Annotated in this window: 20 protein-coding genes; 15 read left to right on the top strand and 5 right to left on the bottom strand. The window is 70.6% G+C overall.

Annotated elements, in window-relative coordinates; translation table 11 throughout:
- Window positions 1–8 precede the first annotated feature (8 nt).
- From AWQ71_RS29550 to AWQ71_RS29520, 7 genes are all read left to right on the top strand, one after another.
- Window positions 9–992 (top strand): phosphotriesterase family protein, encoded by a 984-nt coding sequence (locus AWQ71_RS29550; protein ID WP_169806662.1) that lies wholly within the window; start codon window positions 9–11, stop codon window positions 990–992.
- The gene (locus AWQ71_RS29545) at window positions 989–1,891 is read left to right on the top strand and encodes a hotdog family protein (RefSeq protein WP_067138883.1); all 903 of its coding nucleotides are present in this window, start codon (window positions 989–991) and stop codon (window positions 1,889–1,891) included. Before AWQ71_RS29550 ends, AWQ71_RS29545 begins: the two co-directional genes overlap by 4 nt.
- 68 nt (window positions 1,892–1,959) lie before the next feature.
- Window positions 1,960–4,026, top strand: a complete 2,067-nt coding sequence (locus AWQ71_RS29540) for a hydantoinase/oxoprolinase family protein (protein WP_084259421.1) — start codon at window positions 1,960–1,962, stop codon at window positions 4,024–4,026.
- Window positions 4,027–4,069: 43 nt separating this feature from the next.
- On the top strand, window positions 4,070–5,884 hold the full coding sequence (locus AWQ71_RS29535) for a hydantoinase B/oxoprolinase family protein (protein WP_067138880.1): 1,815 nt from the start codon (window positions 4,070–4,072) through the stop codon (window positions 5,882–5,884).
- On the top strand, window positions 5,881–7,203 hold the full coding sequence (locus tag AWQ71_RS29530) for an NAD(P)/FAD-dependent oxidoreductase (protein WP_067138878.1): 1,323 nt from the start codon (window positions 5,881–5,883) through the stop codon (window positions 7,201–7,203). The genes AWQ71_RS29535 and AWQ71_RS29530 overlap by 4 nt, the downstream gene beginning before the upstream one ends.
- Complete coding sequence (locus AWQ71_RS29525; RefSeq protein WP_067138876.1) at window positions 7,204–8,424, top strand: acetyl-CoA C-acetyltransferase; 1,221 nt, start codon at window positions 7,204–7,206, stop codon at window positions 8,422–8,424.
- Between the two features lie 199 nt (window positions 8,425–8,623).
- Window positions 8,624–9,808, top strand: a complete 1,185-nt coding sequence (locus tag AWQ71_RS29520) for a low temperature requirement protein A (RefSeq protein ID WP_067138874.1) — start codon at window positions 8,624–8,626, stop codon at window positions 9,806–9,808.
- Window positions 9,809–9,872: 64 nt separating this feature from the next.
- Here AWQ71_RS29520 and AWQ71_RS29515 read toward each other — a convergent pair whose 3' ends face one another.
- Both AWQ71_RS29515 and AWQ71_RS29510 read right to left on the bottom strand, forming a co-directional pair.
- Window positions 9,873–10,187 (bottom strand): tetratricopeptide repeat protein, encoded by a 315-nt coding sequence (locus AWQ71_RS29515; protein ID WP_067138872.1) that lies wholly within the window; start codon window positions 10,185–10,187, stop codon window positions 9,873–9,875.
- Entirely contained in the window at window positions 10,184–11,167 is a 984-nt protein-coding gene (locus tag AWQ71_RS29510) for a pirin family protein (RefSeq protein ID WP_067138870.1), read from the bottom strand. Before AWQ71_RS29510 ends, AWQ71_RS29515 begins: the two co-directional genes overlap by 4 nt.
- 464 nt (window positions 11,168–11,631) lie before the next feature.
- Here AWQ71_RS29510 and AWQ71_RS29505 point away from each other — a divergent pair, with 464 nt between their 5' ends.
- From AWQ71_RS29505 to AWQ71_RS29495, 3 genes are read left to right on the top strand one after another with little or no spacing between them, the layout of a single operon-like run.
- On the top strand, window positions 11,632–13,308 hold the full coding sequence (locus AWQ71_RS29505) for an NAD(P)/FAD-dependent oxidoreductase (protein ID WP_067138868.1): 1,677 nt from the start codon (window positions 11,632–11,634) through the stop codon (window positions 13,306–13,308).
- Window positions 13,305–14,762 carry an ATP-binding protein gene (locus AWQ71_RS29500; protein ID WP_067138866.1) on the top strand — a complete coding sequence of 486 codons (1,458 nt, stop codon included), beginning with the start codon at window positions 13,305–13,307 and terminating at the stop codon, window positions 14,760–14,762. The genes AWQ71_RS29505 and AWQ71_RS29500 overlap by 4 nt, the downstream gene beginning before the upstream one ends.
- Window positions 14,759–15,115 carry a UBP-type zinc finger domain-containing protein gene (locus AWQ71_RS29495; RefSeq protein ID WP_067138864.1) on the top strand — a complete coding sequence of 119 codons (357 nt, stop codon included), beginning with the start codon at window positions 14,759–14,761 and terminating at the stop codon, window positions 15,113–15,115. Before AWQ71_RS29500 ends, AWQ71_RS29495 begins: the two co-directional genes overlap by 4 nt.
- A gap of 18 nt (window positions 15,116–15,133) precedes the next feature.
- Here the strand turns inward: AWQ71_RS29495 and AWQ71_RS29490 are convergent, their stop codons facing one another.
- Window positions 15,134–16,771, bottom strand: a complete 1,638-nt coding sequence (locus AWQ71_RS29490; protein WP_067139051.1) for an AMP-binding protein — start codon at window positions 16,769–16,771, stop codon at window positions 15,134–15,136.
- 87 nt (window positions 16,772–16,858) lie between these two features.
- Between AWQ71_RS29490 and AWQ71_RS29485 the strand changes: the two genes are divergently transcribed.
- Entirely contained in the window at window positions 16,859–17,731 is an 873-nt protein-coding gene (locus tag AWQ71_RS29485) for a LuxR C-terminal-related transcriptional regulator (RefSeq protein WP_067138862.1), read from the top strand.
- Between the two features lie 316 nt (window positions 17,732–18,047).
- Window positions 18,048–19,475 carry a rifampin monooxygenase gene (rox, locus tag AWQ71_RS29480; RefSeq protein WP_067138860.1) on the top strand — a complete coding sequence of 476 codons (1,428 nt, stop codon included), beginning with the start codon at window positions 18,048–18,050 and terminating at the stop codon, window positions 19,473–19,475.
- 61 nt (window positions 19,476–19,536) lie between these two features.
- On the opposite strand, the gene AWQ71_RS29475 is transcribed toward rox, so the two are convergent.
- On the bottom strand, window positions 19,537–20,229 hold the full coding sequence (locus AWQ71_RS29475) for an anti-sigma factor family protein (protein WP_067138858.1): 693 nt from the start codon (window positions 20,227–20,229) through the stop codon (window positions 19,537–19,539).
- The gene (locus AWQ71_RS29470) at window positions 20,222–20,725 is read right to left on the bottom strand and encodes an RNA polymerase sigma factor (protein WP_067138856.1); all 504 of its coding nucleotides are present in this window, start codon (window positions 20,723–20,725) and stop codon (window positions 20,222–20,224) included. Before AWQ71_RS29470 ends, AWQ71_RS29475 begins: the two co-directional genes overlap by 8 nt.
- Window positions 20,726–20,872: 147 nt before the next feature.
- Between AWQ71_RS29470 and AWQ71_RS29465 the strand changes: the two genes are divergently transcribed.
- From AWQ71_RS29465 to AWQ71_RS29455, 3 genes are all read left to right on the top strand, one after another.
- Window positions 20,873–21,364 carry a hypothetical protein gene (locus tag AWQ71_RS29465; RefSeq protein WP_067138854.1) on the top strand — a complete coding sequence of 164 codons (492 nt, stop codon included), beginning with the start codon at window positions 20,873–20,875 and terminating at the stop codon, window positions 21,362–21,364.
- Between the two features lie 47 nt (window positions 21,365–21,411).
- Complete coding sequence (locus tag AWQ71_RS29460) at window positions 21,412–22,053, top strand: cytochrome b/b6 domain-containing protein (protein WP_218002012.1); 642 nt, start codon at window positions 21,412–21,414, stop codon at window positions 22,051–22,053.
- Window positions 22,054–22,160: 107 nt separating this feature from the next.
- The gene (locus AWQ71_RS29455; protein WP_067138850.1) at window positions 22,161–23,159 is read left to right on the top strand and encodes a hypothetical protein; all 999 of its coding nucleotides are present in this window, start codon (window positions 22,161–22,163) and stop codon (window positions 23,157–23,159) included.
- Window positions 23,160–23,169: the final 10 nt, after the last annotated feature.

Genomic DNA, 23,169 nt, shown 5'->3' with positions numbered 1-23,169 from the left:
CGCAGATCATGACCGCGACCGGAGCCGTCGACGGCGCGCGGCTCGGCACCACCCTCATGCACGAACACGTCTTCATCAACCTGCTGCGGGAGTACCGCGGCACCGGGCTGATCCAGGATCTCCCGCTGATGAGGTCGGAGCTCGATCGCTACCGGGAAGCGGGCGGCGTGACCCTGGTCGACGTGACGTCCGCGGAGCTGACCTGGGGCGCGAGCCCCGACCCGGGCGGCGTGTACGGCGCCCGGCCGCCGGCCTCGGCCGAGCACACGAGGGCGCCGGACAACGTCGCCGCGCTGCACGAGCTGTCCGTCGCGACCGGCGTGCGCATCGTCCTGGGAACCGGCCACTACCGCGATCCCTACCTGGCCTACGACGACTTCGACCGCAAGAGCGTGGACGCGATCTCCGAGCTGCTGGTCCGCGACCTGGTCGAAGGGTTCGCCGGAACGCGGATCAGGGCCGGACTCATCGGCGAGGTCGGCTCGGACCAGTGGTTCATCTCAGCCAGGGAGGAGCGCAACCTGCGCGCCTCGGCCCGCGCGTCCCGCCGCACCAACGCGGTGATCAGCACGCACGCGGCGCGCTGGCCGGTGGGCCGCCGGCAGCTCGACCTGCTGCTGGAGGAGGGGGTGTCGCCGGGCCGGGTCATCATCGGCCATTGCGACACGGTGAACATCCCCGAATATCACCTCGACCTCGCGCGAAGCGGGTGCTACGTCCAGTTCGACACGATCCGCCCCGGGGCGGAATTCGCGTTGAACACCCGTGTCTCGCACATCGTCTCGCTGATCCGCGCCGGCTTCATCGACAGCATCCTGCTGAGCCATGACGTGTGCGGCCGGGACCATTTGCACGCGTACGGCGGCGGCGGGTTCGACTATATTTCCCGGCATTTCACAAAGCGGTTGGCGCAGGCCGGAGTGGACGCCGGGGAACTGGACCACATTCTCATCGAGAATCCACGGCGGGCGCTGTCGGGGGAAGCCGGGTGACGGCGCCCGGCGACCGCGGGCCGGATCAGCTGACCGTGCGATATTCCGATCTGGACGTCGCCGGGCATGTCAACAACGTCGCCTGGCTCAGGTTCGTCCATGTCGGGGTGTCCCGCGCGGTCGCCGCATGGCGGCCGCCGGGAGGATCGGACAGGGCCGGGGACGGATCCGGCGCGGTCGCGTGGCGATGGGTGGACATCCGCTACCGCCGTGCGATCCAGGCGGTGGGAACCCCGATCACGGTCCGCGCCATCCCCGTCGAACGGCCGGAGGGCCTGCTCGTCACCTGTGAGGTGGGCGCGGCCGGACCGGACGGCCGGATGACGGAGTGCGTGACGGCGGACGTGTTCCTCGGCCCGCCCGCCCCGACCGCGCTCGAACGCGACACACCCCGCGCGTCCGGGACGGAGCCGCCCGCGCGCACCGGCCGATGGCCGTGGTCGCTGGTCGTCCCGGTACGCGCCGGCGACCGGGCGGGCGGCGGATCCCTTTCGCCCGTCGCGGCGGCGGACCTGCTGCAGGAGGCGCGGCACGACGCGTTGTCCGGCTGGCGGCACAACATCCGAGGTCGTCTGGTCGTGGCCCGGACCACGTTCTGCCTGGGACAGGCGGCGGCCGGGCAGGAGATCCTGCTCCACTCCCGGTGCTCCCGCGTGGGCCGGGCCGCGGTCGAGCTGACCTCGAGCGGCGTCGACCCGGCCGGCGGCGCGGTCGTGATCCGGTCGACCACGAGGATCGCCCGGCTGCTGACCGACGCCGACCAGGAGGCCGCCCCGTGGTCGGACGCCGAGCGCGCGCTTCTTCAGGACATGGGAATGAGCACCCGCCCGGAAGGAGCCGGAACCGTGCCTCCAAATGGCCACGGCCCGTCCGGCGGTTGTGGACAGTTGGATATATGACCGAACAACTCCGGCTCATAAAGTGACGAAAGTCGGCGGACGACCCCGACCCCGAGCGTGAATTTCTTATGGAGAATCAGGGAAACCGGATGTACCGACTGGGAATCGACACTGGCGGCACGCATACAGACCTCGTATTGCTGGATGAAGAGACCGGAAATATTTGGGTCGAAAAAGTTCCTTCGACCCCCCGGCGAATAGTCGACGCCGTGCTGTCCGGAGCCGCGCGAATCCTCGACAAGGCGGGCGCCGCGCCCGGAGACGTGCACACGGTCGTCTACGGGACGACCGTCGCGGTGAACATGATCCTCCAGGGAGAGCGCATCTCGGCGGGACTGATCACGACCGCCGGGTTCGGTGACGTCCTGGAGGTCGGGAACTCCTACCGGAGCGGCAACATCTACGACGTCCAGTGGGAGCCCAGCCGGCCGGTCATCGAACGCCGCCACTGCTTCGAGGTGCGCCAGCGCCACGACTTCCGCGGACACGAGCTGGAGCCGCTCGACGAGGAGCAGGTACGCGGCATCGCCGCGGCCGTCAAGGAACTGGGCCTGGAAAGCGTCGCCATCTGCCTGCTGCACAGCTACACCCAGCCGGCCCACGAGGTGCGGGTGGCCCAGATCCTGGCCGAGGAGGCGCCGGACATCCCGCTGTCGCTCTCCTCGGTCGTGAGCCCGCGCATCTCCGAGTACGACCGCGCGAGCACGACCGCGCTCGACGCCTACGTCAAGCCGAAGCTGAGCGCGCACTTCGTCGACTTCGCCGAGCAGACGGAGGCCGCCGGCTTCGGCGCCACGCTGCTGACCATGCAGGGGAGCGGCGGCACGTTCAGCCTCCGGCAGGCCGCGGAGAAGCCGATCCGGGTCGCCAACTCGGGGCCGGTGGCCGGCGCCATCGCGGGCGCCCACTTCGCGGCCGAGGTCGGATGCGCCAACGTCATCACGTACGACATGGGCGGCACCAGCACCGACCTGGCGGTGGCGATCGGCGGGGACCCCATCGTCGTGCCGCGCGACGAACTGCTCGGCCACCCGATCCAGATGTCGAGCATCGAGATCACCCCCATCGGGTCCGGCGGGGGATCGATCGTCTGGATCGACGAGGGAGGCGCGCTGCGGGTCGGACCGGACAGCGCGGGCGCCAGCCCGGGGCCGGTCTGCTACGGCGCCGGGGGGACGCGGCCGACCCTGACCGACGCGGCCGTGGTCACCGGGCGGCTCAACCCCGACTACTTCCTCGGGGGGCGCCAGCGGCTCGACCGGCAGGCCGCGCACGACGCGCTCGCGCTGTCCAGGAACGACACCGACGACTGGGACCCCGAGCGCTGGGCCGCCGGGGCGATCGCCATCGCCGCGGCCGACAGCGTCCGCGCGATCCGGCGGGTGTCCATCGCCCGCGGGCTTGACCCGCGTGATTTCGCGATCGTCGGCTTCGGCGGAGCGGGCGGCCTGATCGTCAGCGACGCGGCCCGCGAGCTCGGCATCCCCACCGTGGTCATCCCGCCGAACCCCGGCAACGTCTCGGCGATGGGCCTGCTGCTCGCCGACCAGAGCTGCGACGCGGTCGCCTCGCGGCTCTGCCCGCTGGACGAGGTCGAGGTCGGCGCGCTGAACGAGTGGTTCGACCAGCTCGAGGCCGACGCGGCCAAGGAACTCCTGTCCGAAGGCATCCCGATCGACCGGATCACCGTCGCGCGGACCGCGGAGATGCGGTACCGGGGCCAGAGCTTCGAACTCGTCGTGCCCTTCGAGAAGGGGTACGGCGACCAGGCGCTCGACCACCTGGCCGCGTCCTTCCACGCGCTGCACGAGCAGCGCTACGGCCACGCCTCCCCGAAGGACCCGGTGCAGCTGGTGAGCCTGCGGGTGTCCGCGGTCGCCGCGACGGCCAAGCCCGCCTTCCCGCGCCTGCCGGACGCCACCACCTCCCGCGCCGACGAGGCGCTCAAGGAACGCCGCCAGGTCGTGTTCGGCGAGCGGGTGGACACCCCCGTCTACGACCGTGCGCTGCTGCGGCCGGGCCATGTCATCGAGGGGCCCGCGATCATCGAGGAGCCGGGCAGCACCACCGTGATGTGGCCCGACCAGAAGCTCTCCGTGAGCCCGATCGGCACGCTCGTGCTCACCGCGCGCTGAGCGCCTCCCTCCGAACGAGACCCGAGACAGGAAAGAGAAGTTCGTGAACTCAGCGGATACGCGAGACGTCGCCGAAGGCCGCGGCCCGGACGTGGTGACCGTGGAGGTCATCCGGAGCGCGCTGGAGTCTCTCGCGGAGCAGATGACCGAGACGATGACGCGGACGAGCTACTCCCTGCTGCTGAAGGAGGGGAAGGACTGCTCGTCGTCGATCTTCGACGCGAGTGGCCGACTGGTCGCCGAAGGGGCCAACGTGCCGGTGCATCTCAACGCGCTCGGCCCCTGCCTCAAGGGCATGCTGAAGCACCATTTCCCGCCGGAGACGCTCGTCCCCGGCGACGTCATCCTCACCAACGATCCGTACGTGGACGGCAGCGTCGGCGCCCACCACACGGCCGACTTCATCGTCTACGAGCCGGTCTTCTGGGACGGCGAGCTGGTCGGCTTCTCCACGATCTTCGCGCACCTGGCGGGGGCCGGCGGTCTGGACCCGAACGACTGGCACACGAGCATCTTCGAGGAGGGCCTGCGGATCCCGCCGGTCAAGCTGTACTCCGGCGGCGTCCTGGACGAGGACCTGCTCAAGCTGATCCTGACGAACACCAGCGTGCCCTACGCGCAGCGCGGTGATCTGCTGGCCCAGGTGTCCGGGGCGCACGTGGGCGCCGACGGCTTCCGCCGCCTCCTGGACCGGTACGGCCGCGACGTCGTGCTGCGGGCGGTCGACGCGCAGATCCAGTACGCCGAACGGCGCACCGCGGAGTACATCCGGCGGATCCCGGACGGCGTCTACCGGGCGGAGAAGCTGCTGCTCGAAGACGGCAGCATGGGCGGTCCGGTCCGGCTGCGGCTCGCCATGAAGGTCACCGATGACCGGATCACCTTCGACTTCACCGGCTCCGACGAGCAGATCGCCGGGCCGATCAACTGCCCGAAGTCGGCGACCATCTCGGCCTGCCTGTTCGGGTTGCTGGCGATGATGCCGCCGGACATCCCGAAGAACCAGGGACCGGCCAACCTGGTGACGATCGACGCGCCCGAGGGCTCCATCGTGAACCCGACCCCGCCCGCGGCCGTCTACCAGCGGATGGCGGTGACGCACCAGATCGTGGACATGATCTTCGAGGCCATGGCCGAGGTGCTGCCGGACGCGGTGGTGGCCAACTCGTGCGGTCTCATCTACGGTCGCGGGTCCGCGGTGAACACCACCACCCATCCGGACGGCGGCGACATCTCGGCCCGCCAGGAGTGGCGGATGGGCACCGGCCCCAGCACCGGCGGCCTCGGCGCCCGGGCGAGCCGGGACGGCCTGAGCGCGATGCCGGGGTGGATCACCAACGTGGCCAGCCCCTCCATCGAGAGCTCCGAGTGGGAAGCGCCCGTGCTGTACCGGTCGAAGGCCCTGTACACCGACTCCGGCGGGGCCGGCCGATGGCGCGGCGGCCTCGGCCTGAGACTGAGCTGGCAGGTGAAGGGCGAGGCCGCGCGGTTCTCGCACACATCGCAGTACTCCGCCATCCCGCCGAAGGGCCTGTTCGGCGGGCACAGCGGCGCACCGAGCCGATGGATCGTCAACGAAGGCGGGGAGTCCGAGCAGGTGCTGCGGCACCAGACCGGCCCGACGATGAGCCTCGACCGCGACGACACCGTCACCCTGTACACGCCCGGCGGTGGCGGGTACGGCGACCCGCTGGACCGGGATCCGGCCCGGGTGCGGGTCGACGTGCTCGACCGCAAGGTGAGCGTCGAGGCCGCGCGGGACCGCTACGGCGTCGTGTTCACCGACGCCGGCGAGGTCGACGAACCGGCGACCGCCGAGCGGCGGGCCGCCCTCCGCGCGGCGCGGAGCCGGGCATGACGGCCGTGCGCGCGGACACGGGCGGAACGGCTTCGGGGCCGACGGTCGTCGTCGGCGGCGGCGTGGTCGGTCTCTGCGTCGCGTGGGAACTCGCCCGGCGGGGCCACCAGGTCGTCGTCCTCGAACGGGACCGCGTCGGCAGCGGCGCGTCCCGCGGGAACGCGGGGGAGATCTGCTCGTCGATCGTCGGTCCGCTGTCGCAGCCCGGCATCGTCGGCACCACGCTGAAGAACATGTACCGCAAGGACAGCGCCCTCTACGTTCACCCGGCCGCGGCGCTGACCATGGGGACGTTCCTCCTGCGGATGGCGCGGAACGCCACCGCCGAGCGCTTCCGCGCCGGGGTGCGCGCGCTGGCCATGCTGGGAGCCGACACGGACGAGCGGTTCGCCGCACTGTCGGACGGCGGGGTCGGCGTCGAGGTCGCCAAGGGGGAATACCTGTACCTCTTCCCCTCGCGAGAGCGGGCCGAACGGAAGCGGGCGTGCCTGCGCGAGCACTATCCGGTCGACCGCGACCTCGGCGAGATCCTGGACGGGCCGGAACTCCGGGCCCTGGAACCGTGCCTGGGCGAGCGCGCGAGGTCCGGGTTCGTGCTCTCCGGCCAGGCGCGGGTCGACCCCGGCGCGTTCGTGGACGCGCTCGCCGACGCCCTGCGCGCGGGCGGGGTCGTGATCCATGAGGGCGCCCGGGTGACGCGCGTCGTGTCGTCGGGACGCGAGGTACGCGTCGAGTCGACGGTCGACACCTTCGCCGCGGGGCACGTGGTCATCGCGGCCGGCGCCGGTTCGGCCGAGCTGACCGGAGACCTGGGGTTCGATCTCCCCATCCGTCCGGGCAAGGGATACAGCTTCGGCATCGCGCCCGCGGCCCCGCTGACCCGGGTGCTGAAGCTGGAGGAGGCCCACGTCGGCGCCGTCCCCCTGGGCGCGGGCGTGCGCATCGCGGGGACGATGGAGTTCGACGCCCGGGACGACAGGTTCAACCGCGGCCGGATCCGGGAGGTCGTCAACGCGGCGGCGCCGTACTTCACCGGCGTCGAGTGGTCGCGGCGCACGGCCGAATGGATGGGGCCGCGCCCGATGACCCCGGACGGGCTCCCGTTCATCGGGGCCGCGCCCGGCCGGTCACGGATCTTCCTGGCGACCGGTCACAACATGCTCGGCGTGATGATGGCCCCCTCGACCGCCCACCTGCTGGCGCGGCTCGTCGACGGCCGGGACGTCCCGGAACTGCGGCCGTTCGACCCGGCCCGCGCCGCGCGGCGCCGCGCGGCGCGTCCGGTCAGCCCGGCGGCGTCGCGACGGAGGGGGGCGTAGATGCCGGAGGCGGTCATTGTCGCGGCGGTGCGCTCACCCATCGGCCGCGCGGTGAAGGGCTCGCTGGCGTCGATGCGGCCGGACGACCTGGTCGCCCAGGTCATCCGGCACGGCCTCGAACTGGTGCCGGAGGTCGCTCCGTCGGACATCGAGGACCTGCTGCTGGGCTGCGCGCAGCCCGCGGGGGAGTCGGGCTTCAACATGGCCCGCGTCGTGGCGATCCAGTTGGGGTTGGACGGGCTCCCGGGAACCACCGTCAACAGGTACTGCGGCTCGTCGATGCAGACCACCCGCATGGCCTTCCACGCGATCAAGGCCGGTGAGGGCGAGGCGTACATCTCGGCCGGCGTCGAGACGGTCTCCCGGTTCGCCCGGGGAACGGCCGACGGGTGGCCCGACACGAGGAACGCGGTCTTCGCCGTGCCGGGTGAGCGCACCGCACGACGCGTCGACGACCGGGTCCGCGGCTGGGACGACCCACGGGACCTCGGACTGCTGCCCGACGCGCACATCCCGATGGGCCAGACCGCCGAGAACGTGGCCTGGTTGAAGGGGATCGAGCGGGAGGACATGGACCGGTTCGCCGTACGCTCCCAGCACCGCGCGGAGCAGGCGGCCGACACCGGATTCTGGGCGCGGGAGACCTGCCCGGTACGCCTGCCGGACGGGCGGCTGGTCGCCGTCGACGACGGGCCGCGGCGCGGCGTCACGTACGAGGCGGTCTCGGGGCTGCCGCCGGTGTTCCGGCCGGACGGCCGGGTCACCGCCGGCAACAGCTGCCCGTTGAACGACGGCGCGGCGATGCTTGTCGTGATGAGCGACGCCAAGGCCCGCGGGCTGGGACTCACGCCGCGGGCGCGCATCGTGGCGACCGCCGTCAGCGCGTTGTCGCCCGAGATCATGGGCCTCGGTCCGGTCGAGGCGACACGCATCGTGCTCCGCCGAGCCGGGATGACGATGGCCGACATCGATCAGGTCGAGATCAACGAGGCGTTCGCGGCGCAGGTGCTGGCCTGCCAGCGGGACCTGGAAATCCCCGACGACCGGTTGAACGTGAACGGGGGAGCCATCGCCATGGGGCACCCGTTCGGCATGAGCGGCGCACGATTGACGGCGACGCTCCTGAATTCGCTGGAGTTCCACGATGGCCAGGTCGGGCTGCAGACGATGTGCACGGCCGGCGGACAGGGCATGGCCATGATCGTGGAGCGGCTCGGGTAGCGGCGGCGGCCTGATCGGCGCGTGAATCCGCACCATGCTGCGGCCCCCACGGAACCGATCAGGCCGCCCGACCGGCGGAGCGGCTTTCGCGCCGCGCTGGCATAGATTGCTGTCCTGTTTTTCACGCGGACCGGACTCCCGGAGCGACAGGAGCGAAACCTTGCCACCAACCGGCACCACGATCCGGATCCGAGTCCGGATGAGCGCTCGCCCCACCGACGAGCCACACCGCGTCTCCAGCCAGCTCGAGCTCCTGTTCGACCTCACCTTCGTGGTCGCGGTCGCCAGCGCCACCGCCCAGTTCGCGCACGCCGTCGCCGGCGGCCATGGCCTCACCGGACTGGTCCCCTTCCTCCAGGTGTTCTTCGCGATCTGGTGGGCGTGGATGAACTTCACGTGGTTCGCCTCGTCCTACGACACCGACGATGTCGCCTACCGGCTGCTGACCATGGTGCAGATGGCCGGCGTGCTGGTCCTGGCCGCCGGTGTGCCCGCCGCGGCCCGTCAGTCCGACTACGGTGTCGTCACGCTGGGCTACCTCATCATGAGGATGGCGCTGGTGGTCCAATGGCTGCGGGCCGGTCTGGAAGATCCGGCGAGCCGCCGCACCGCGCTGCGGTACGCCGCGGGCATCAGCCTCGTGCAGGTGGGATGGGTGCTTCGCCTCGTCCTGCAGGAGACGGGTGTCCTGCACACGTCCTTCGGGCTGCCGTCCTTCGTCTGCCTGGTCGTCCTGGAACTGGCGGTGCCACGGTGGGCGGAACGGGTCAGGCGGACGAACTGGCACCCGCACCACATCGCCGAACGCTACGGTCTGTTCACGATCATTCTGCTCGGTGAGAGTGTCCTGGCCGCGAGCAGGGGAGTCGCGGGAGCGCTCGAAACGGGCCGGATCAGCGGTCCCTTCGTCGTCATCGCCGTCTCCGGCCTCGTTCTGCTGTTCGCTCTTTGGTGGCTCTACTTCCTCACGGAGGCCGGGGGAGGTCTCAGCGACCGCCGTCATCGGTCGTACCTGTGGGGATACGGCCACTACGGCATCTTCGCGGCCTTGGCGGCTTTGGGCGCCGGGCTCGAAGTGGCGGTGGAGCAGAGCGGGCACGAGGTGCACGTACCGTCGTTGGCACTTGGCTACGCGGTCGCCGTCCCGGTCGGTGTGTTCCTCACCTTGCTCTGGGCGGTGAACGCGCTTGTCGTCGCGGCGCCGATCACCCATCCCATCGCGGTCCTGGCCTGCGTCGTCGTCATCTTGTCGCTGCCGCTCGCGACACCCTGGATCGGTGTGGCCGCCTTGGTCGCGGCGATCGCGGCTGTCTGTGTGCTGTTGGTCGCCGTCACGATCGCGACCGGTGCGGTTCGGGGCCCGCGTGGGAGGGCGTCGTCATAGCGGATGACCACGCGCACGCTGCCGATCGCCCCTGGCCGGCCGCGCCGGCCAGGGGCACCATCGATCACCCGGTCATGACGGCGTGCAACCGAAGGTAGGTCGCCGCCTCCGCGTGCCGGTTGGCCCGCTGGAGGGTACGGCCCAGCAGCAGGTGGGCGTACTCATCTGTGGGGGCACGCTCGATGACGGCACGCAGTTCCGCCTCGGCCCCACGCAGCTGGGCGGAGTGGTAGTAGGCGCGGGCCAGCAGCAGGCGGGCCGCCACGTTGCCCGGCTCGGCGGCGACCACCGGTGCCAGGATGCGGGCGGCGCCGACGTAGTCCTTGAGTTCGAAGAACATCCGGCCGCGGGCGAACTCCTCGGCCAGGGTCGCGGTCATGGCCGCTCCTCTCCATCGGTGTGCGGCATCCGCTCGGCGGGGGCGACGCCCAGGCGGCCGGCCTGGTAGTCCTCCATCGCCTGCAGGATCTCGGCGCGGGTGTTCATCACGAAGGGCCCGTAATGCACGACGGGCTCGCGGATCGGCTGCCCGCCGAGCAGCAGCACCTCCAGGTTCGGCTCGGCCTGCGGCTGGCGCGGGTCCGCGGCCAGCGTGAGCGCCCCGCCGGGTCCGAAGACGGCCAGCTGCCCCTTGTGGATCGGCGCGTGCCCGGCACCCACCGAGCCCTGGCCCGCCAGTACGTAGGCCAGCGCGTTGAAGGCGGGGTTCCACGGCACGTCCAGCGTCGCGCCCGGGCTGACGGTGGCGTGCACCATCGTGATCGGCGTGAACGTGATCCCGGGCCCCGGGTGACCGTCCAGCTCGCCGGCGATCACCCGCAGCAGCGCGCCGCCGTCGGCCGAGGCGAGCAGCGTGGCCTCGCCGCCGCGGATGTCCTGGTAGCGCGGCGGGTGGAACTTGTGCGCCCGCGGCAGGTTGACCCACAGCTGGATCCCGTGGAACAGCCCGCCGGACACCACCAGGTGCTCCGGCGGCTTCTCGATGTGCAGCAGCCCGGAGCCGGCGGTCATCCACTGGGTGTCGCCGTCGGTGATCGTGCCGCCGCCGCCGTTGGAGTCCTGGTGGTCGAAGATCCCGTCGATGATGTAGGTGACGGTCTCGAAGCCGCGGTGCGGGTGCCAGGCCGTGCCCTTGGGCTCGCCGGGCGCGTACTCCACCTCGCCCATCTGGTCCATGTGGATGAACGGGTCCAGGTCGGCGAAGGAGACCCCGGCGAACGCGCGCCGTACGGGGAAGCCCTCCCCCTCGAAGCCGCTGGGCGCGGTGGTCACCGACCGGACCGGGCGCTGGACGGTCGCGGCGGGGTCGGGCACGACCACGCGGGGCAGTGTCAGTGTGTTGGCGGTGATGGCGGGCATGGCACCCTCCTAACTTGGTTGAATGTTAAACATTCGACTTGCGGAACAGTTCTGGCGGGAGAGAAATTCCACGCGCTGCCGGGCGCGGGGACGACGACGGCGCGTATGTAGGTGAATGGGCGCAGGGCGTGCTCCAGGAGGAGTACGTCCAGTGACCACAGTGGACCGTGCGCCGAGGAAGGCGTCCAACACTTAGTCTGTTGTGCGCTCAGGGGCCGGCAGTCGTGCGCTGCCGGGCACGGTGTGATCGCGGCACGCCGTAGTGTGGCGAGAATCGCCGTCGCGGACGCCGTCGGGTGGCGTCGAGGGAGTGGATCGCGGTGCCCGGCGGAAGTGGGTGGGTACGACCGTCGTCGGGGTCGGCAGCGCCTCGCGGGCTGTCGCACTCCACCAACCGAACGTGGTCGGCCACTGGTCCGCGGCAGCGGGCCGTGCCGCGAGCTGACAAGTCCCGGAGGTGAAACATGGCGGAGGCCGTCGACGCAGCGCGTACGGTCATCCTGACCGTGGACGACGACCCGGCGGTGTCCCGCGCCGTCGCCCGTGACCTGCGCCGCCGCTACGGCGAGCGGTACCGCGTGGTCCGCGCCGAGTCCGGTGAGTCGGCGCTGGAGGCTCTGCGCGAGCTGAAATTGCGGGGCAGCCATGTCGCGGTGCTCCTGGCCGACTACCGCATGCCGCGGATGAACGGCGTCGAGTTCCTGGAGCAGGCCCTCGACCTGTTCCCCGGTGCCCGGCGCGTGCTGCTCACCGCCTACGCCGACACCGGCGCCGCGATCGACGCCATCAACGTCGTCGACCTCGACCACTACCTGCTCAAGCCGTGGGCCCCGCCGGAGGAGAAGCTCTATCCGGTGGTGGACGACCTGCTGGAGTCCTGGCAGGTCACCAGCGGCAAGGAGACGCCCACCACCAAAATGGTCGGTCACCGATGGTCGGCGCGCTCCTCGCAGATCCGGGAGTTCCTGGCCCGCAACCAGGTTCCCTACCGCTGGTACTCGTCCGACGAACCGGAAGGCCGGCGCCTGCTCCACGCCGCGGGCCAGGACGGGCTTCGGCTGCCGCTGGTGGTCGCTCCGGACGGGACCGCGCTGGTGGAGCCAGAGGAGCGTGAACTGGCCGGCCGGGTGGGACTGTCGACGACTCCGGCGGCCGACTTCTACGACCTCGTCATCGTCGGCGGCGGACCGGCCGGCCTGGGCTCAGCCGTGTATGGGGCCTCCGAAGGGCTGCGGACGGTCCTGGTCGAGCGTGAGGCGACCGGCGGCCAGGCAGGTCAGAGCTCGCGCATCGAGAACTACCTCGGCTTCCCGGACGGCGTCTCCGGGGCACAGCTCACCGACCGGGCGCGGCGTCAGGCGACGAAGTTCGGGGCCGAGTTGCTGACGGCGCGCCAGATCACCGCACTGGAGGTGCGTGGCGCGGCACGCACACTCCGGTTCTCGGACGGTTCCGAGGTCTCCGCGCACTGCGTGATCCTGGCGACGGGCGTGTCGTACCGGCAGCTGGATGTGCCGGGCGTCACCGAGTTGACCGGGCGGGGCGTGTACTACGGATCGGCCCTGACCGAGGCTCCCGCGTGCCAGGGGCAGGACGTGTACATCGTCGGCGGGGCGAACTCGGCCGGCCAGGCCGCGATGTTCCTCGCCCGGGGTGCCAAGTCCGTCACCCTGGTGATACGCGGGTCATCGCCGGCCGCCTCGATGTCGCACTACCTTCTCCAGCGGGTCATGGAGTCCCCGGTGATCTCGGTGCGCACCGACACCGTCGTGGAGGCCGTCCACGGTACGGATCACCTGGAGAAGCTGACGCTGCGCAACACGGTCAGCGGCGAGACCGAGACCGTGGAGACCCAGTGGATGTTCGTGTTCATCGGGGCCGCGCCGTTGACCGACTGGCTGGACGGCACGGTGCTCAGGGACTCGTACGGGTTCGTCCTGACCGGCCCCGACCTGTCGCCGGACGGGCGCCCGCCCGCCGGATGGACGCTGGACCGGCCGCCATACCACCTGGAGACCAGCGTGCCGGGCGTGTTCGCGGCGGGTGACGTGCGGGCCGAGTCCGCCAAACGGGTCGCCTCCGCGGTCGGCGAAGGGGCCATGGCCGTCATGCTCGTGCACCGCTACCTGGAGCAGTCATGACCCGACCCGGGACGCACTGCGACGAGGAAGAGCTGCGGGCTTTGTTCCTGTTCGAGAAGCTCTCCGACAACCAGCTCGCCCGGCTGTGCCGGGACGGCCGGGCGGAGTGGTTCGACCCGGGCACGGTCTACCGGGAGGGCGACCCGGCCGCGTACCTGTACGTCCTCTTCGAGGGCACGGTGGTGCTCTCCCGCCGCGTCGGCGGCGAAGGCGTGGACGTCAACCGCACCTCCATGCGCGGCGTGTACGCCGGCGCCTTCCAGGCGTACCTGGGCGACCAGGTGCCACAGGTCTACAACAATTCGATGCGGGCCACCGAGCCCTCCCGGTTCTTCGTCCTGCCCGCGGAGACCTTCGCGGAGATCATGCGGGACTGGTTCCCGATGGCCGTCCATCTGCTGGAGGGGCTGTTCTTCGGGACCAAGAACACCCAGCAGGCGATCGGCCAGCGCGAGCGCCTGCTGGCCCTCGGGTCGCTGACGGCCGGGCTCACGCACGAGCTCAACAACCCGGCCGCCGCCGCGGTACGCGCCACCGCCGAACTCCGGGAGCGGGTGGCCGGGGTGCGCCACGGGCTCGGCGACATCGCGGCCGACCCGATCCGGCGGGACAGTGTCGACGTGCTGGCCAGGATTCAGGAAGACACCGCCGAACTCGCCGCACGGGCCCCCGCTCTCAGCCCGCTGGAGGCTTCGGACCGGGAGGACGTCCTGACCGACTGGCTGGACGAACACGGCATCGCCGACGGATGGCAGCTCGCGCCGACGTTCGTGCAGGCCGGTCTCGATACCTCCTGGCTGGACCGGATCGCCGCGGCCGTGCCCCCGGACGTGCTCGAGGCGGCCGTGCGCTGGCTGAACTGCACCGTCGAGACCGAGCTCCTCCTCGACGAGATCGAGGACTCGACCACCCGCATCTCCGCCCTGGTCGACGCGGCGAAGCACTACGCGCAACTCGACCGCGCGCCATACCGGCACACCGACGTACACGACCTGCTGGACAGCACGCTGGTCATGCTGTCGCAGAAGATCGGGGCGCGCGTCAGTGTCGTCAAGGACTACGACCGCACGCTGCCCGAGATTCCGGCGTGCCCCGGCGAGCTCAACCAGGTGTGGACCAACCTCGTCGACAACGCGCTCTCCGCCATGGGAGGCGCGGACGCCGACGGCACACTGACCGTCCGGACCGCACGGGCCGGCGACCGCCTGCTGGTCGAGATCGGCGACACCGGCCCCGGTGTGCAGCCCGAGATCCGCGACCGCATCTTCGACCCCTTCTTCACGACCAAACCCGTCGGTGAGGGCACCGGCCTGGGCCTGGACATCTCCTGGCGCATCGTCGTCGGCCGGCACGGCGGCGACCTGCGGGTCGAGTCCGTGCCCGGCGACACCCGCTTCCAGGTCCGCCTCCCGCTGTCCCCCTCCGATCCGGACACCCACAAGGAGTTGCCATGAGCCCCGAGCAAGCGATCGACCCCGCCGTCCCGCCGAGCGGCACCGGCTGCGTCGAGTGCGACGCGGCCGGCGGATGGTGGGTGCACCTGCGGCGTTGCGCCCTCTGCGGCCACATCGGCTGCTGCGACGACTCGCCGTCCAAGCACGCCACGGCGCACGCCAAGGAGACGGGACACCCGGTGATCCGCAGTTTCGAACCGGGTGAGGAGTGGTTCTGGGACTACACCTCCTCGAAGTTCTACAAGTCCGGGCCCGCGTTGGCGCCGCCGGAGAGCCGCCCCGCCGACCAGCCCGTCCCCGGGCCCGCCGGGCGGGTACCCGCCGACTGGGCCGAACGCCTGGGTGGCGGGTGACCGAGCCGTCCGGAGCGATCACGCGTTGCGGATGCGGGCCGCGTCGTGCAGGTCGAGGATCTCGACGGCGGCCTCGCGCATCTCCACCTTGCGGATCTTTCCCGTGACCGTCATGGGGAACGCGTCCACGACATGGATGTAGCGCGGGATCTTGTAGTGGGTGAGCCGCCCCCCGCAGAACTCCTTGACCTGTGCGCCGGTGAGCGGCGAGGTTCCCGGCCGCATGACGATCCAGGCCATGAGCTCCTCACCGTACTTCTCGTCCGGCACGCCGATCACCTGGACGTCGGCGATGTCGGGATGGGTGTAGAGGAACTCCTCGATCTCGCGCGGGTAGATGTTCTCGCCGCCGCGGATCACCATGTCCTTGATCCGGCCCACGATGTTGACGTACCCCTCGGCGTCCATGACGGCCAGATCGCCGGTGTGCATCCAGCGGGCGGTGTCGATCGCCTCGGCCGTGGCGTCCGGCTGCTCCCAATATCCGAGCATGACCGAGTACCCCCGGGTGCACAGCTCCCCGGTCTCGCCACGCGGCAGCGTCAGCCCCGACACAGGGTCGACGACCTTGACCTCGATGTGCGGCATGGCACGGCCGACCGTCTCGGTACGGCGGGCCAGCCCGTCGTCGCGCCGCGTCATCGTCGACACCGGAGACGTCTCCGTCATGCCGTAGCAGATCGCCACCTCGCTCATGTTCATCTCGGCGACGACGCGCTTCATCACCTCGACCGGGCAGGGCGAACCGGCCATGATCCCGGTACGCAGGCTGGACAGGTCGAAGGCGGCGAAGTCCGGGTGACCGAGCTCGGCGATGAACATGGTGGGCACGCCGTACAGCGAGGTGCAGCGCTCCTGCTCGACGGCGCGCAGCGTGAGCTCGGGGTCGAAGCCGGGCGCGGGAAGCACGATGCACGAGCCGTGCGAGGTGATGCCCAGGTTGCCCATGACCATCCCGAAGCAGTGATACAGCGGGACCGGCAGGCAGACCCGGTCGGCCTCGGTGTAGCCGACCAGCTCGCCCACGAAGTAGCCGTTGTTCAGGATGTTGTGGTGCGACAGCGTGGCTCCCTTGGGGAAGCCGGTGGTGCCCGAGGTGTACTGGATGTTGATCGGGTCGTCGAAGGTCAGCGTCGTCGCGCGTTCCCGCAGGGCGGCCGGGTCGCTCCGCCTGCCGCTCTCGACCAGGTCGTCCCATCCGCGCTCGCCGATGAACACGACGTCCGCGAACCCGATCTCGGCGATCATCGCCCGGTAGTCGCTGCTCCGGTACGCGACCGCGCTGACCAGCAGCCGCATGCCGGACTGACGCACCACGTAGGCGAGCTCGTGGCTGCGGTACGCCGGGTTGACGTTGACGAGGATCGCGCCGATCTTCGCGGTGGCGTACTGGACGAGCACCCATTCGGCGCAGTTGGGCGCCCAGATGCCGACCCGGTCGCCCTTGGCGATGCCGCGGGCCATCAGCCCGAGCGCGACCTCGTTCACCGCGGTGTCGAACTCGGCGTACGTCCAGCGGCGCCCGGTCGCCACGTCCACCAGCGCCTCGCGATCACCGAAGCGCGCCACGGTGCGTTCGAGGTTCTCCCCGATCGTCTCCCCGAGCAGAGAGACGTCCGAAGTGCCGGAGGAGTACGAGAGAAGTAAGTCGCGCATGGACGCAGCATCGGCGCGGACGCCGAGGACCACTACCCCCGTTCGGGGGATGGCTCCGACCGGCAAACCTCATTACATTCCGGTGGTATGGCCGTAACACACGCACCGGTCAGCAACCCGGAACACGAACGCGAGGTGCTGCACACCGCCCTGGCGAGGATGCGCCGGGTCACGGGACTCCCCGTCGCGTTCGGCGGTGCGGTGTCACCCGGGCGGCGGGACGTACGGCTCACGGAGTTCACCGGGACGCTGACCGGCGCCCTGCGCGGCCTGGTCATCGGCGCCGGCAACGGACTCGGCGGCCGGGTGCTCGTCACCGCGCGCCCCGGCAGCGTCGACGACTACCTCACCGACCTGCGGATCAGCCACGAGTACGACAGGCCCGTGATCGCCGAAGGGATGCGGGCGATCGCGGCCGTGCCGGTCACGATCGACGGCTCGGTGTTCGGGGTCCTGTACGGCGGGATCCGCGAGTCGCTGTCGCTCAGCACCCGCGTGCTGGACGCCATGACGCAGGTCGCACTCCGCATGGGCATCGAGCTGACCGTGCGGCGCGAGGTCGAGCGCCGGATGGTCGAACTGGAGACGGCCGCGATCACCCGCGCGGCGCGTGAGGCGCCGACCGCCCCGGAGTGGGAGGAAGTCCGCCAGGTGCACGCCCAGCTGCGGTCGATCGCGCAGGAGATCGCCGACCCCGCACTCCGTCTGCGCCTCCAGGACGCCTGCGACCGGCTGGCGGGCTCCAACGGCCGGCCCCTTCGCGAGAACCCGCTGTCGCCGCGGGAGCTGGACGTGCTGGCCCTGGTCGCGGTGGGGTGCGGCAACGCCGAGACGGGCCGCCGCCTCGGCATTCTTCCCGAGACGGTCAAGAGCTACCTGCGCACCATCATGCGCAAGCTCGGCACGCACAGCCGGATGGAGACCGTGATCGTCGCCCGGCGCTCCGGGTTCATGCCGTAGAGGCCGAGCCGATCAATCGCGGGTGAGCCCCGCGCCGGCGCGGTCATCGCACAGTCACCGCACAGTGACCGCACGGCCACCGGCGGCCGCCGCGTTCATGGCAGACGGAAAAGGCAAGGAGTTCACGAACTCCCTGCCACTTTCAATTTATGCCGCACTGGGGGGCTTGTGGCAAGCCCCCGGTCGTGCCGCAGAATCTCCGGCTGGAGCCAGAACCTACGGAAATCCGCGACATACGTGTGCTCGCGGGCCGTGCGTCGCCGAACCACGCGGAGCAGCCGTTCGGAGACGCAACCTTGGTGAATGGGGGATTCTCGTGTTCGACGTGATCATTGCCGGTGGCGGACCGACCGGCTCGATGCTGGCCGGCGAATTGCGGCTGCACGGTGTGGACGTGCTCGTGCTGGAGAAGGACGCGGAGCCGACCAGAATCGCCCGTTCGCTCGGCCTGCACGTACGCAGCATCGAGGTGATGGACCAGCGCGGCCTGCTGGAGCGATTCCTCGCGTACGGCCAAAAGCATGCGCTCGGTGGTTACTTCGCCGGTATCGCCAAGCCGAGCCCGGCCAGGCTGGACACCGCGCATGCGTACATTCTCGGCATCCCGCAGACCGTCACCGATCGCCTGCTGGCCGAACACGCCGCCGAGCTCGGCGCCGAGATCCGGCGCGGCTGCGAGCTGGTCGGGCTGAGCCAGGACGACCACGGGGTGACCGCCGAGCTGGCCGACGGCACGCGGCTGCGCTCGCGCTACCTGGTCGGTTGTGACGGCGGCCGCAGCACGGTGCGCAAGCTGCTCGGTGTCGGCTTCCCCGGCGAGCCCGCCAGTGCCGAGTGGCTGCTGGGCGAGATGCAGGTGACCGAGGACCCGGCGACGGTCGCCGCCATCGTCGCGGAAGTCCGCAAGACCCATCGTGGGTTCGGCGTCGGGCCCATCGGGGACGGGGTGTACCGCGCCGTCGTGCCCGCCGAGGGGGTGGCCGAGGACCGCACGGTCCCGCCGACCCTGGAGGAGGTCAAGAAGCGGCTGCGGGTGTTCGCCGGCACCGACTTCGGCGCGCACTCACCGCGCTGGCTCTCCCGGTTCGGCGACGCCACCCGGCTGGCCGAGCGCTACCGGGTCGGCCGGGTGCTGCTGGCCGGCGACGCGGCGCACATCCACCCGCCGATGGGCGGGCAGGGGCTCAACCTCGGCGTCCAGGACGCGTTCAACCTGGGGTGGAAACTGGCTGCCGAGGTCGGCGGCCGGGCGCCGGAGGGGCTGCTGGACAGCTACCACGCCGAACGGCGCCCGGTGGCCGCCGACGTGCTGAACAGCACCCGCGCGCAGTCCGAGCTGATGTCCCTCGAGCCGGGGCCCCAGGCGGTGCGCCGGCTGCTGGGGGAACTGATGGACTTCGAGGAGGTGAACCGGTACCTGATCGAGAAGATCACCGCGATCGGAGTCCGCTACGACTTCGGCGAGGGACATGAGCTGCTCGGCCGGCGGATGCGGGACGTGGGGTTGAAGCGGGGACGCCTCTACGAGCTGATGCGCGGAGGCCGCGGGCTGCTGCTCGACCAGACCGGCCGGCTCTCGGTGGCGGGGTGGGCAGATCGGGTCGACCACGTCGTCGACACCAGCGAGGAACTGGACGTACCCGCGGTGCTGCTGCGGCCGGACGGCCACGTGGCGTGGGCCGGTGACGATCAGCAGGATCTGCTCAGCCGGCTGCCCACGTGGTTCGGCGCTCCCGTCGGCTGAGCCCGCGGTTGTGGCTCGAAGGGGAGGCCTACCTCGGGCACTACCTCGGGCCGAGTTCGGCTTAGTGCAACTTCGCCGTCATCTCGGCCGTGCCGTTTCCCTTGAACATCACCCGGGCCACCTGCGCTATGGGCTGAACGATCGTCACGCCCCAGGATCCACGGCCGTTCGTGATCGTCATGGAGCCGACGCGGACCTGGTGGCCGTCGCGTGTCACGAGCGAGACGTCGTAAGTGCCCGATTCGAGGCGTGAGTCGACGGTCACGAACAGCCAGCTCGGGGAACCCTGGTAGCCGAAGACATGCCCCACCCGCTCATGCGAGGCATACAGCACGGCGGCCGTGAGATAGCGGCCGTCCGCCACAGTCAGAGTGTTGCGGTAGTCCCTGGCGAGCCCCCTGTCGCCCGCGGTCGCCTGCCATACGACGCCGGCGGACAGCGCCGCGGCCACCACCGCGGACACCGCCAGAGCGATGGCGGCACGCACCGCGGTCCAGCGCCGGCGTGACGTACGCGGTCGCCGCGGAGCGATCTCGGCGAGCACGCGGGCCTCGAAACCCACGGGAGGCTCGTGCGGGGGAGCCAGGGCGACGAGCCGGTCCACCATGGCGGCCGAGTCGTCCAGCCGCCGCTGGCACGCGGGGCAGGCCGCCACGTGCCGCAGTGTCGCGGCACGCTCGTCACCGGAGGCGACGTCGGCGGCGAGTTCCGGGATGAGCTCCCTCGTCTGCTCGCACTCCCGATCGTCAGTCATCGTTCAACTCCAGTCGCTCGCGCAGCCGGGCGAGGCCCCTGCGAATACGCGTCTTGACGGTTCCCAGCGGGATTCCTTCCAGCTTGGCGATCTCCTTGCCGGTCATCCCGTAGAAGACCATGAGGGTGACGGCCCTTGCCTGTTCGATCGGGAGGTTGCGGAGTTCCTGTCGTGCGAGTTCCTCGTTCTCCGGCGGATCGTCCGCCGGTTCCGCGGTGGTCAGCGCCGCCAACAGCCGTCCCGGGTCCACAGGATGCTCACGCCGTACGCGCAGCGCGTCGATGGCGAGGTTGCGGGTGATGGTGAACAGCCAGGTCGCCACTCTGCCCTTGCGCGCGTCATAGACCCCGGCGTGTCGCCAGGCGCGAATGAACGCCTCCTGGGCCACCTCCTCGGCCGTCGTGTCCTCTTCGAGGATGGTGCGGGCGAGACCGAAGACCCGTGCCTGATAGCGGCGGACGAATACCGTCGCGGCCTCGGTATCGCCCGACGCCATACCGGCTAACAGGGATTCATCAGAAAGCGCCCACTGCCTGTAATACGGAAAAGAGTCATATTTGGTTTCATCCTCATTCGAGGAATCTTTTGCGGTGTTCTCCTGCGTACTACTGCCGTACGGGAGTTTCCGAGCGAGGAGATCACCATGATGAAAAGTTCGATCGCGCGCCCCGTGTCCGTGGCAGGGGCCCTGGCGCTGAGCATGCTGCTCGCGGCCTGCGGCGCGAACGGTACGGCGGACGGCGCGGCGGACGGAGGGGCCGGCGGACCCAAGGTCACCATCACCTCGCCGGCCGACGGAGCCGACGTGTCCATGCCGTTCACGCTGCGGTTCACCACCAGCGTGCCGATCGGGCCGCCCGACTCCGGCCGCGAACACGTGCACGTCTTCACGGACCAGGACACCGCCGACTACACGGTGGTGACCTCCCCGAGCTTCACCATCCAGGACCTGCCGCCGGGCAAGCACATGGTAGGGGTGACCCTGCAGCACGCCGATCACTCACCGGCGGGCGCGTCCGCTCAGATCACCGTCAACGTCACCGCGTCCGGCGGCGCGGGTGCCGCCACCGCGCCGAGCGGCGGCGACAGCGGTGGCAGCGACGGTGGTTACAGCGGCTACGGCGGAGGATACTGAGCGGGATGGCCACGCGGCGGCGCCCGGCCGGGCGCTCTCGGCCGAGTGTGGAACGGAACGATCGCCGGACTCGGTGGTTCCACGCTGCCGTCTACCTCACCGTCCTCGTCCTGCTGGCGACCGGCTGGCGGCTGATCGCCGGGAATGAGGGCACGCCCAGCCCCCTGGCGACGCTCTTCGGCACGCCGGACACCACCCTGCACCGCGGCGTCGGCTGGGCGCTGGCCGTGCTCGTCCTCATCGGCGTCGTCCTGGGCAGGAAAGGGGTGCGGACCTTCGTCGCGGAGTCCCTCAGGTGGCGGCCCGGCGACGCGCGCTGGCTCGCCCGCTGGCCGCGGGCCGTGTTCACCGGACGATTCGCCCATCACGACGGCCATTTCGACCCTGGCCAGCGCCTGCTCAACGTCGTGATGGTCATGGGTCTCGCCGTGCTGGTCGGCACCGGGCTCGGGCTCGTCCTGCTCCACGGAGGCCCGGTCTTCGCCGTCCTCGATCGGGTACACAGGTGGGCGACCTACGTGGTCACCCCGCTGATCGCCGGACATGTGCTCGTTGCCTCGGGAGTGCTGCCCGGCTATCGGGGCGTGTGGAGATCGATGCACCTGGGCGGCCGGCTCGATCCCGAGGTGGCCCGGCGGCTGTGGCCCGCCTGGGCCGAACGCGAGAACCGTGATCGCCCACCAGGCTGAATCTCCTTGAACGCCTGGTGGGCCCGGGTGAGTTGTCCTGGTTGGTAGACACGTCAGGGTTTTCGGCTAGGTTCACATATCTCCGCAAATCGGATCAATGGGGAGACATGGACCGCAGCACCCGGCGTACCAAAGCTCTGTGGACCGCGGTCACGCTGGGGACGGTGGCGCTACTCGCGGTGGCCTGGGCGACGGTGAGCCGGGCGTGGCCGTGGAGCGGCGCGCTGCCGGACCTGTCGTGCTGGAACTCCATAGACCGGTCACTGCTGTCGGAAGCGGCACCACCCGGCGACACGTCCTGGGAGGTCACCGAGGGGGAGGACCAATGGGGTGACGCGGAGTGCACCGTCGAGACCGGCGACTGGCGGCTCAGCACCACCGTGATGAAGACGCCACTCAAGACCCATCTGTGGTGGACGCGCGGCATCGTCCCGCTGGGCCACGGCCTGCCAGGGATGATCAAGCCCGGCGGCGACCGCGTCGACGGCTGGCTCTATCTGCCCCCGTGCGGGAACGAACTTGTGAACGTCAACGTCCCCGGCGCGGCGTCGGAGCGGCGCGGCGCCGCGGACTTCGCCGCGAAGACCCTGCTCGCCGTCGGCAACGCGAGGATCGCCAAGTGCGGCGGCACGCCGTTCCCCGATCCCGGAACCTTCGACTGGTCCGGGATGGAGGCCGTGCACCTCGCCCCGGGCGAATCACCCTGCGGGGTGGAGCTACCCGCGACCGTGCGGAAGAAGAACAGTGATCTGGCGCAGCTCGGCGTCTTCGGCGAGGGCCCTGTCGCCCGGTGTACAGCCCTCGGCGATGGCGACGACGAGCACGACCTGGGTCTGTTCTCGGCTGTCGTCCTGCACGACGAAGCGATTCTGAACGCCTTCTCGCCGGACGGCGTTCGCGCCACCGTGCGGGTGTCGCCTGGCCGGCCCTTGGAGCTGACGCGCGAGGACCTCCGCTACGACCGCGACGCCGCGACACGTCTGGTGTGCGGCGACGGCGGTGCCGCCAGGTTCGTGCACGTATTCGCCTCAGGTTCCGACGCCGAGTACGCGGCGATCAAACGCGCCGTTCTGAACAAGGTCGCGGGCGACATGGGGTGCCACTGACGGCATCGGT

Source organism: Microtetraspora malaysiensis, from assembly GCF_001528665.1.
Taxonomy (GTDB): Bacteria; Actinomycetota; Actinomycetes; order Streptosporangiales; family Streptosporangiaceae; genus Microtetraspora_A; species Microtetraspora_A malaysiensis.
This window is presented reverse-complemented; position numbering and strand designations above follow the sequence as displayed.